A 10,708-nucleotide genomic window follows, 5' to 3' on the forward strand; every position below is an offset into this window, starting at 1 on the left:
GGCAGGAATTGTCGTGAACTGCTCGATTCCCGGCTGGTTCGGGGTCTACCGTAGAGGGGTGAGTGATCGCCCCGATATCTTCACCGTTGGTGAGTTGCGTGCCGCCGGCCATGTCCGCAAGGACCTGCGCCTCGAAATCCGTGACAACCTGCTGGCTGCGCTCGCCGCAGGCAGCGACCCCTGGCCGGGGATCTTCGGGTTTGGCCGGACTGTGCTGCCCCAACTGGAGCGCGCCCTGATCGCCGGGCACGACGTCGTCCTGCTCGGTGAACGTGGGCAGGGCAAGACCCGGCTCCTGCGCACCCTGGCAGGCCTGCTTGACGAGTGGTCGCCGGTGATCGAAGGATCCGAGCTGAACGAACACCCGTACGAACCGATCACCGAGCAGTCCCGCGCCCAGGTCCTCACCGAAGGGGACCGCCTGCGGGTGGCGTGGCGCCACCGCTCGGAGCGTTACGTCGAGAAGCTGGCGACGCCGGACACCTCCGTTGCCGACCTCATCGGCGACGTCGATCCCATGCGTGTGGCCGAGGGCCGCCGGCTCGGGGACCCGGAAACCATCCACTACGGCCTCATCCCGCGCTCCAACCGCGGCATCGTCGCCATCAACGAACTGCCGGACCTCGCCGAGCGGATCCAGGTATCGATGCTGAACGTGATGGAGGAGCGGGACATCCAAATCCGCGGCTACGTGCTGCGGCTGCCGCTCGACGTGCTGGTGGTCGCGTCCGCGAACCCGGAGGACTACACCAACCGCGGCCGGATCATCACGCCCCTCAAGGACCGCTTCGGCGCAGAGATCCGCACCCACTACCCCTTGGAGCTGGAGGACGAGGTCTCGGTGATCCGGCAGGAGGGCCGGCTCGTGGCCGACGTCCCGCCCGTCATCCTCGAAATACTGGCCCGGTACACCCGGGCGCTGAGGTTGTCGCCGGCCGTCAACCAGACCTCGGGCGTCTCGGCACGGTTCGCCATCGCAGGAGCCGAAACGGTTGCCGCCGCGGCCCTGCGCCGGGCCAGCGTGCGCGGGGAGGAGCAGGCCGTGGCGCGGATCATCGACCTGGATACCGCCGTCGAAGTCCTCACCGGAAAGATCGAATTCGAATCCGGGGAGGAAGGCCGCGAGGAGGCAGTCCTGGACCACCTGCTGCGCACGGCCACCGCTGAGGCGGTGCGGGCGCACTTCCAGGGCCTGGACCTTGGACCGCTTGTGGCCGCACTCGACGGGCACCGGACTGTCACCACCGGAGACCAGGTCACTGCCCGCGAGTTCCTCGAAAACCTGCCGTCCCTCAACGGATCAGCCCTTTACGACGAGATCAGCGGCAGGCTGGGCGCACAAAATGACGGTCAGCGCGCCGCCGCCATCGAACTTGCCCTCGAAGGCCTTTACCTCGCCCGACGGATCTCGAAGGAGTCCGACGACGAGGAAACCATCTACGGCTAGCGAATCCGGAGAGAGGCGAACCATGAGCCTTCACCACCGATCCTCCAAATACGGCCGGTACGCGGGAGGGCCGGACCCGCTTGCGCCTCCGGTGGACCTGGCCGAGGCCCTCGACGCAATCGCCGAGGACGTCATGGACGGGTACTCGCCCCGGCACGCCCTGCAGGAGTACCTTCGCCGCGGCGGCCGGAACAGGGAGGGGCTGGACGACCTCGCCAGGCGGGTTCAGCAGCGCCGCAAAGACCTGCTGGGCCGGCACAAGCTGGACGGCACCTTCAACGAGGTCAAAAAGCTGCTGGACACCGCGGTGCTGGAGGAGCGCAAGCAACTGGCCCGCGACGCCATGATGGACAACACCGACCGCGCCTTCCGGGAAATGCAGCTGCAAAACCTGCCGCAGTCCACGGCCGCGGCTGTCAACGAGCTTGCCGCCTACGACTGGCAGTCCAGCACCGCGCGCGAAGCCTACGAAGCGATCAAGGATCTGCTGGGCCGCGAGGTCCTGGACCAGCGCTTTGCCGGCATGAAGCAGGCACTCGAGGGCGCAACGGAGGAGGACCGGGCGGCCGTCAAGGAGATGCTGCAGGACCTTAACGGGTTGCTCGGCAAACACCGCCGCGGCGAGGACACCGACGCTGACTTTCAGGACTTCATGGCCAAGCACGGCCAGTTCTTCCCGGAGGATCCGCAGTCTGTCGAAGAGCTGATCGATGCCCTCGCCCAGCGGGCGGCTGCGGCCCAGCGGCTCATGCAGTCGATGTCCGCCGAGCAGCGGGAGGAGCTGATGCGCCTGTCCGCCCAGGCGTTCGGCTCACCCGAACTCATGGCGCAGCTGGACCAACTCGACGACAGCCTGCGGGCCCTGCGCCCCGGCGAAGACTGGACCGGCTCCGAACGGTTCGACGGACAGGAAGGCCTCGGCCTGGGTGACGGCACGGGCGTGCTCCAGGACATCGCCGAGCTCGACGAGCTGTCGGAACAGCTCTCCCAGTCCTACAACGGATCACATCTGGACGACCTGGACCTGGATGCCCTCGCGCGGCAGCTCGGGCAGAACGCCGCCGTAACAGCCCGCACCCTGGCCGACATCGAGCGGGCCATGCAGGACGGCGGCTATTTGCGGCGCGGGACCGACGGTGACCTCCGGTTGTCCCCGCAGGCGATGCGGCGGCTCGGCAGGTCCCTGCTGCGGGACACCGCCAAGCAGCTCTCCGGGAGGCAGGGGCGCCGCGACACCCGGGTGGCCGGCGCCGCCGGCGAGCAGACCGGTTCCAGCCGGCAGTGGGAGTTCGGGGACGCGGAGCCCTGGGACGTCACCCGCACCATCACCAACGCGATCCGCCGGACCATGGCCGACGGCGGCGACCCGGGCAGCGGATTACGGCTCAGCGCGGCGGACATCGAGGTGGCGGAGACAGAGGCACGCACCCAGGCCGCCGTCGTTCTTTTGGTGGATGTGTCGTTCTCGATGGCGGCCGAGGGGCGCTGGGTGCCCATGAAACGGACCGCGCTTGCCCTGCACCACCTGGTTTCAAGCCGGTTCCGGGGGGACAAGCTGCAGCTTGTCACCTTCGGGCGCTACGCCCAGAACCGGGATATCGGCGAGCTCACTGCGCTGGCGTCGCAGCGGGAGCAGGGAACAAACCTGCATCACGGCCTGCTGCTGGCCAACCGTTTCTTCCGCCGGCACCCCTCGATGCAGCACGTCCTCCTGGTGGTCACCGACGGTGAGCCAACCGCGCACCTGCTTCCGGACGGAGACTCATGGTTCGACTATCCGCCCGACCCCGAGACCATCCGCGTCACCATCGCCGAACTCGACCGCCTTGGCCGTGCCGGCACACAAACCACCTTCTTCCGCCTCGGTGATGACCCGGGGCTCGAGCGCTTCGTCCAGCGGATGGCCCGCCGGGTGGACGGCCGCGTGGTTGCGCCCGAAGCCGGGGATCTCGGCGCCGCCGTCGTGGGCGAATACCTCAGGGCCCATTTCCGCGACCGCCCCTACGGCGACGCCGACTGGGTCTCCTAGCGCTTCCGGGCCGGCTTCCACCCCGCTGAATGCCCGACGGCGGTCAGGCGGGTTGGGGTGCCTTGCTCACCGCGGCATCGTCTACCTCGGCTGCGTACGCCTGTGCCTGCCGGCCAAGCCAGTGGGCGCTCTCCTTGGGTGTCCTTTCCTGGGTCTCGCGGTCCACCGCGATGAGGCCGAACTTCGGACGGTAGCCGAACACCCACTCGTAGTTGTCGAAGGCAGTCCAGGCGATGTAGCCGCGGACGTCGATGCCGTCCGCCAGGCAGGAGGCGACGCAGTCCACTGCCGCTCGCAGGTAGTCCACCCGCTGCGCATCGTCCTCGGTAGCCAGGCCGTTCTCCGTCACGATGACAGGAATCCCGGCAATCCTGGCAGCTTCCCGGATGGTCGCCTCGAGGGCCTGCGGGTAGATCTCCTCACCCATCTGGTTGGTGGGCACACCCTCAGGCGCCGGGGCATGGCCGTTCGGGCCGTACACGGTGCGGCCGTAGGTTTGAATGCCCACAAAGTCGTCACCGCGGGACGCTTCCAGAAAGCGTTCGTTGACGTCGCGGCGCACCCGGCCGGCAAGTTCCTCGCCGCCGGCAATCGACTGGATGTCCGAGTTGGCGAGCGTCCAGCCCACCGGAAGCTCCGGCCGCCGGGCTTTAATCGCAGCGGTGGCGGCGCGGTGTGCCGCCAGCTTCACGGCGAACCCGGCCTCCGTGGAGCAAAACTGGAACGGCGCCACCGTGCTGGCGTCCACACCGAGGCGTTCCGCGGCCGCGGCCCACACCGGCACTGAGCCGCGGTTCTCCGGTGCCACGCCGCCGATCCCGAAGGACTCCAGCAGCCACGGCAGGTTGGGCTCATTCAGGGTGCAGGCAACGCCAATAAGGTCGCCCAGGTGTGCCATGACGCGGTCGCAGTAGCGGGCAAAGAGCTCCGCGGTTCGGGGGCCTTCCCACCCGCCCACGGCGAGGAGCCAGCGCGGTGACGTGAAGTGGTGGAAGGTGACCACCGGGGTGAGGCCGTGCTCGTGGCAGGCCACCAGCATGCGCCGGTAGTGGTCCAGTTCGGCCCGTGAGAAGTGGCCTTCCTCCGGTTCGATCCGGGCCCACTCGACGGAAAAGCGGTAGGTGGTGAAACCGAGGCGGGCAATGAGGGCGATGTCCTCGCGGTAGCGGTGGTAGTGGTCCACGGCGTCACCCGACGGCTCGGAAAACATGCTGCCCGGGAGGTGCTCGAGGAACCACGTGTCGCTGTTGACGTTGTTTCCCTCCACCTGGTGCCCGGCGCTGGCGACGCCCCAGAGGAAGTCCTGCGGGAATGGTGTTGCGGTGGTCATGTGGTTCCTTTCGGTTCAGCGCTTAAGAACAGCGCAGGGGGCCTCTCTGCCCTGGCTTTCAATCCTTTCCTGCCGCGTGACCGGGGACACAATACCTTTTCAATCAATGACATTCTCATGTGAGCGCCAAACGTCCCCGGCCGATGCTGGAGGGGAGCCGGCCACCAGCCCGGCCCCGAACTCTTCACTCTTCGTTGTCACCTCGGAATGCAAAGGCGCACCACATGAAACTGAACTCCACCGCCCGTGCGAGCTCCGCCGTTCTGGCCGGCGCGCTCCTGCTGGGATCACTGACCGCCTGCGGCGGCTCCAGCCAGGCCACCGCCAAAGCCGACACCAGCTCCCTGACCCTCGCCGTCGACAGCGACTCGGCATCGTTCGGCTTTGACCCGCTGCGCGTCTCAGCTGCGCAGCGGCAGTTCTTCGAGGGCCTCTACGAGAGCCTAATGACGCTGCAGCCGGACGGCTCGGCAGCCCCGGGCCTGGCCAAGGAGTTCAGCTACAACGCCGACAACACCGTCCTGACGCTGACGCTCAAGGACGGTGTGACGTTCACGGACGGGTCAAAGCTCGACGCCGAACTCGTCAAGGCAAACCTCGACCGCCGGTCCGATACTGCCCTCAGCGCCTACTCCGCCGTAGCCAAGGGCGGCGCCCAGGAAATCGCCTCCGTTGACGTGGTCAGCCCCACCCAGGTGGCTTTGACCTTCACCAAGCCCCAGCCCGGCTTCGAGAAGAACCTGGCCTCCACCACCGGCATGATTGTGGGCAAGAACGGCGTCACTGACACGGCCAGCCTCGCCGCCACCCCGGACGGATCCGGTCCCTACACGCTGGATCCCAGCACGGTGAAGGGCAACAAATACGTCCTGGTGAAGAACAGCAAGAGCCCGGAAGCCACGAAGTACACCTTCGATAAGGTCATCTTCAGCGTGGTCCAGGACCCGCAGGCCCGGGCGAACGCCCTGGTTTCGGGCCAGGCCGACGTCGCCATGCTGACCTCGAACACCGTTGACTTCGCTAAGTCCAAGGGCGTGGGTGTGTCCCAGATCGGCGGCACCGTCAACACCATGATCTCCTTCGACAAGATCGGCAAGACCGCCCCCGCGTTCGCGGAGGAGAAGGTCCGGCAGGCCATCCAGTACGCCATCAACCGCCAGGCCCTGGTGGACGCGCTGCATAAGGGTGACATCCCCGCGTGGAACGCCCTGCCCAAGGATTCCGCAGGCTTCACCAAGGACATTGAAACCACGTTCGCCTACAACCCGGACAAGGCCAAGAGCCTGCTGGCGGAAGCCGGTTACCCGAACGGTTTTGAGTTCACCATCATTGCCAGCGCCCAGACCCAGACGGACCTGCAGGCAGTCCAGAAGGACCTCGCCGCCGTCGGAATCACCATGAACGTGAAGATGGCCTCCTCCACGGATGAAGCCTTCGCCGCCGTGGCCACCACGCCTCTGGGCTACGCGCCGCTGAACTGGGACAACCCCGTGGGCGTGATGTACGGAGCCATCCTGAACGGCTTCACCAATGTGCAGAAGGCCACTGATGAGAAGTTGACCGCAGCCACGGGCGAGCTGGCAGCCGCCAAGGACGACGCCGCCGTCAAGGCCGCGGCCACGAAGCTGAACACCCGGCTCGTGGAGTCCGGCTGGATGATCCCGCTGTATGAGGCGCTCACCAACCAGGGATACAACACCAAAAAGGTTGCCCCGGTGACGTTCGCCGGCACCAACGCCTACCCGCTCCTCTCGTCCTACAAGCCGGCCAGCTAATACCCCCGAACTCTCCGGGCGGCCGCCCCGAGGGACGGCCGCCCGGAAAGCTCTGACCGATGGAGGTCACCATGGCACTATTCATCACCAAGCGCCTGCTCATGGCGCTGGCCACCGTGCTGGTGGTTGCGGTGCTGGCATTCCTGCTGGTGCACGCAATGCCCGGCAGCCCCGGAGCCGTTTCCCTCGGCGCCGGCGCCTCCCAGGACGCGATCGATGAGGTCAACCGGCGGCTTGGCTGGACTGACCCGCTCCTGGTCCAGTTCTTCAGCTGGCTCGGTGGCGCAGTCCAGGGTGACCTCGGAATCTCCCTCATCGACGGACGCTCGGTGAGCGCGGACCTCGCCAGCAGGCTTCCCGTCACGGCGTCACTCGCTGCCGGTGCCACCCTGCTCAGCGGAATCCTCGGCATCGCACTGGGCGTCACAGCGGCTGTCCGGGGCGGCCTGGTTGACCGCGTCATCGGCGGCGTTGCGGGCATGGCCGTAGCCCTCCCGTCGTTCTGGATCGGCATCATCTTCGTCTATCTCCTGGCCGTGCAGTCCTCCGTCTTTCCCGCCACCGGCTATGTTCCGTTCGAGGACTCCCCGCAGGACTGGGCGTTGTCCCTCGCGCTGCCGGTGATCACCCTGGCCGTGGGCGGCGGGGCCTTCATTGCCCGCCAGACCAGAGCCTCCATGCTCGAGGCGCTCCAGCAAGAGCACATCCGTACCCTCCGGGCCACCGCCACACCCACCTGGAAAATCCTGTACGTCCATGCCCTGCGCTATGCCAGCCTCCCGATCGTGGCCGCCATCGCGCTGCAATTCATCCAGCTTTTCGGCGGCTCCGTCATCGCCGAGCAATTGTTCGCCATGCCGGGCCTGGGCCAGGCCGTCCAGAACTCCGTCAGCACCCATGACGCCCCGTCCGTCCAGGGCGTGGTGGTGATCGCCACCGTTGTGGTGGTCGCCGTGAACCTGGTGCTCGAACTCGCCACCAAGTTCCTCGACCCGAAGTTGCGTGCCTCATGATCCCCAACGTTGCCCCCGCCCCCGCGGACGCGGACCAGACAGCAAGTACGACGGCGGCTGCCGTCCTTCCCGCGGCCCCGCGCCAAGGCGCGGTGAAGAAATTCTCCGGCAGCAAGCTGTTCGGCTCACCGGCGAGCATCGCCGGCGTCATCTGGCTGGCCGCGCTGGTGGCCGCATCCCTGACCGCGCCGCTGTGGCTGCCCTTCAAGACCGAGGACCAGGACTTCACCGCCGTCCTGTCCGGACCCACTGCCGCCCACTGGCTCGGCACCGACGAGCTGGGCCGGGACCTCCTGAGCCGCATCTTCGCTTCCGCAGCCGGCACACTGGGGACGTCCATGATCACGGTGATTGTCGCCGTCGGCCTCGGCACCCTCCTGGCGATGCTCGCGGCGGCCGCCAGGGAACGCGCGGAGAACGTCATCAGCCGCGTCACCGAAATCATGATGTCCCTGCCCGGCACGGTGATCATCCTGGCCGTCATCGGCGCCGTGGGAACCAACATCCCGCTGGTCATGGGAATCCTGGGCGTGCTGATCTCGGCGGGAATCTACCGCGTGATGCTGGGCCAGGCGAAGTCCCTGCAATCCCAGCTTTACGTGGACGCCGCCAAGGTGGACGGCATGGGCATGCCGGGCATCAGCCTGCGCCACGTGCTGCCCGGCCTGACCAACACCATCGTGGTCCAGGCCGCCCTGATCTTCGCCGTCGGCATGCTCATCCAGGCCGGCCTGGCGTTCATCGGCTTCGGGCCGCCCCTTCCCGAACCCAGCTGGGGCGGCATGATCCAGGGTGCCTCGCAGCACGTCTACGACGCCCCCTGGCTGATGGTTCCCACCGGTGCCGTGCTGGCGCTGACAGTCCTGGCCGCCAATGCGATCGGCAACGCCCTCGGCAAGGCACCCAACGCCACTGCCTCGCACCTGCCCTCGGCCGCCGCCCGGCGCCAGCGGGCAAAATCCGTCGCCGCGATCGCGGCAGCTGCGCCGGCTCCGAAAGACGCAGTGAAGGACACGCTTAGCGTCCGGAACCTTTCCGTAGGCGTGGAGAACGGGGTCCGCCTGGTCACGGACGTCTCCTTCGACGTCGAAGCCGGCATGGTCCTGGGCCTGGTGGGCGAGTCCGGTTGCGGCAAGACCATGACGGCGCTCTCGCTGCTGGGACTGCTGCCCTCCGGAGTTTCCGTGGCTGAAGGGCAGATCCTCTGGAACGGGACGAACCTGGCCGCGGCCACCGAGAAGGACATGGAAGGCATCCGCGGGCGCGAGGTGGCGCTCATCTCGCAGGAGCCCATGCGCGCCCTGGACCCCATGTTCACGGTGGGCTACCAGCTCACCGCCGCCATCCGCCGGCTCCGCAGGACGGGCAAGGCCGAAGCGAAGGCCGAAGCCCTGGGCCTGCTGGAAAAGGTGGGCATCGTGGACGCCGCGCGCATCCTCAAGACCTACCCGCACCAGATCAGCGGCGGCATGGCCCAGCGCGTGGCCATCGCCCTGGCGCTCTCCGGACGGCCCCGCCTGCTCGTGGCAGACGAACCCACCACCGCGCTGGACGTCACCGTGCAGGCCGAGATCCTCTCGCTGCTGCGCAGCCTGGTGAAGGACACCGGAATGTCCGTGGTCATGGTCACCCACGACCTCGGCGTGGTGGCCGACCTCTGCGACCAGGTGGCCGTCATGTACGCGGGTCAGGTGGTGGAGAACGGCAGGACGGACAGCATCCTGGACAACCCCCGCCACCCCTACACGCTTGCCCTGCTGGCCGCGGACCCGCACGCCAACCACGCCTCGGACATGCCCGAACGGCTGGCCACCATCACCGGCCAGGTTCCGCAGCCCAAGGACTGGCCAAGCCCGTGCCGGTTCGCTGCCCGCTGCCAGTTCGCCGGCTCCGCCTGCATGGTCCCCGTTCCGCTGCTTACCTCGGGAACGGGCGACGGCGTGGTGCGCTGCGTCAAAGCCGACGAACTCGCCGTCGAAGGCCTGGACTGGGTGCCAACGGACGTCCCCGCCCGCCACGTATTGACCCTGTCTGAAACCCGGACTGTTAAAACCCGGACTGTTGAAAAGGATCACGCATGAGCACCGCAACCTCGGTCCGCCCCGAATCATCGCGGCCCGCTCCCGTCCAGCCCCTGCTGGAGGTCAAGGACCTGGTGGTCCGCTACGGCCGGAGCCGTAAGGCAACCGCGGCTCCCGCCGCCGTCGACGGCGTGAGCTTCAGCATCGCCGCCGGCGAAACCGTGGGGCTGGTGGGGGAGTCCGGCTCGGGCAAGTCGACCATCGGCAAAGCGATCCTGGGCCTGCAGAAGGTTTCCGGCGGGTCCATCACCTACCAGGGCAAGGACATCACTTCGGCCGTCGCCTCCCAGCGCCGGGCCCTGGGCGGGGAGCTGCGGGCCGTCTTCCAGGACCCCAACTCGTCGCTGAACCCGCGGAACACCGTGGGCTCCTCGCTGGCGGAACCGCTCCGGCTCCGCGGCGTGGACGCGGCCGAGGCCCGGCAGCGCGCCGAGGACATGCTGGAACGCGTGGGCCTGCCCCGCGAAGCCGTGGACCGGTACCCGAGCCAGTTCTCGGGCGGCCAGCGCCAGCGCATCTCCGTGGCCCGTGCCCTCATCTGCGACCCCACCCTCGTGGTCTGCGACGAAGCCGTGAGCGCCCTGGACCTCTCCACCCAGGCCCAGGTGCTGAACCTCCTGGCCGACCTCCGGGACGAGCGCGGCCTGGGCTACCTGTTCATCGCCCACGACATCGCCGTGGTCCAGTTCCTGGCCCAGCGCGTGGTGGTCCTCTACCGCGGGCAGGTGATGGAAAGCGGACCGGCCGCCGCCGTCACAGAAGACCCCAAGCACCCGTTCACACAAGCGCTCGTGGCAGCGTCCCCGGTGCCACGGCCCGCCGAACAGGCCGCACGCCGCCAGGCCCGCGAGTCCCTCGGCGTCCGGACCGGAGCGGCCGCCACCCCCGGTCCCGGCGGGTGCCCCTTCAGGCTCCGCTGCCCCCTGGCCACGGATCTCTGCCGCGACGAACGCCCGGCGCTGCGGCTGGTGGGCGCATCCGAGGTTGCCTGCCACTACGCTTCCTGACCCCTTTCACGCACCCCTGACCTTTC

The 10,708-nt window shown here is 68.0% G+C and carries 7 protein-coding genes; 6 read left to right on the forward strand and 1 reads right to left on the reverse strand.

The window, feature by feature from the left end:
* Nucleotides 1-58: 58 nt before the first annotated feature.
* Nucleotides 59-1,447: a sigma 54-interacting transcriptional regulator gene (locus AC1DIM_RS07400; protein ID WP_477709851.1), complete on the forward strand. Its 1,389-nt coding sequence runs from the start codon at nucleotides 59-61 to the stop codon at nucleotides 1,445-1,447.
* Between the two features lie 22 nt (nucleotides 1,448-1,469).
* On the forward strand, nucleotides 1,470-3,476 hold the full coding sequence (locus AC1DIM_RS07405) for a vWA domain-containing protein (RefSeq protein ID WP_477709852.1): 2,007 nt from the start codon (nucleotides 1,470-1,472) through the stop codon (nucleotides 3,474-3,476).
* A gap of 43 nt (nucleotides 3,477-3,519) precedes the next feature.
* On the opposite strand, the gene AC1DIM_RS07410 is transcribed toward AC1DIM_RS07405, so the two are convergent.
* Nucleotides 3,520-4,806: a glycoside hydrolase family 1 protein gene (locus tag AC1DIM_RS07410; protein WP_477709853.1), complete on the reverse strand. Its 1,287-nt coding sequence runs from the start codon at nucleotides 4,804-4,806 to the stop codon at nucleotides 3,520-3,522.
* Nucleotides 4,807-5,030: 224 nt separating this feature from the next.
* Between AC1DIM_RS07410 and AC1DIM_RS07415 the strand changes: the two genes are divergently transcribed.
* Genes AC1DIM_RS07415 through AC1DIM_RS07430 form a run of 4 tightly spaced genes read left to right on the forward strand, consistent with a single transcriptional unit; the run spans nucleotide 5,031 to nucleotide 10,682 of the window.
* Entirely contained in the window at nucleotides 5,031-6,581 is a 1,551-nt protein-coding gene (locus tag AC1DIM_RS07415; RefSeq protein ID WP_477709854.1) for an ABC transporter substrate-binding protein, read from the forward strand.
* 59 nt (nucleotides 6,582-6,640) lie between these two features.
* Complete coding sequence (locus tag AC1DIM_RS07420; RefSeq protein WP_477709855.1) at nucleotides 6,641-7,594, forward strand: ABC transporter permease; 954 nt, start codon at nucleotides 6,641-6,643, stop codon at nucleotides 7,592-7,594.
* Nucleotides 7,591-9,675, forward strand: a complete 2,085-nt coding sequence (locus tag AC1DIM_RS07425) for a dipeptide/oligopeptide/nickel ABC transporter permease/ATP-binding protein (protein WP_477709856.1) — start codon at nucleotides 7,591-7,593, stop codon at nucleotides 9,673-9,675. Before AC1DIM_RS07420 ends, AC1DIM_RS07425 begins: the two co-directional genes overlap by 4 nt.
* Complete coding sequence (locus AC1DIM_RS07430; RefSeq protein ID WP_477709857.1) at nucleotides 9,672-10,682, forward strand: oligopeptide/dipeptide ABC transporter ATP-binding protein; 1,011 nt, start codon at nucleotides 9,672-9,674, stop codon at nucleotides 10,680-10,682. The genes AC1DIM_RS07425 and AC1DIM_RS07430 overlap by 4 nt, the downstream gene beginning before the upstream one ends.
* Nucleotides 10,683-10,708: the final 26 nt, after the last annotated feature.

It is taken from the genome of Pseudarthrobacter sp. 01T43 (assembly GCF_056398665.1).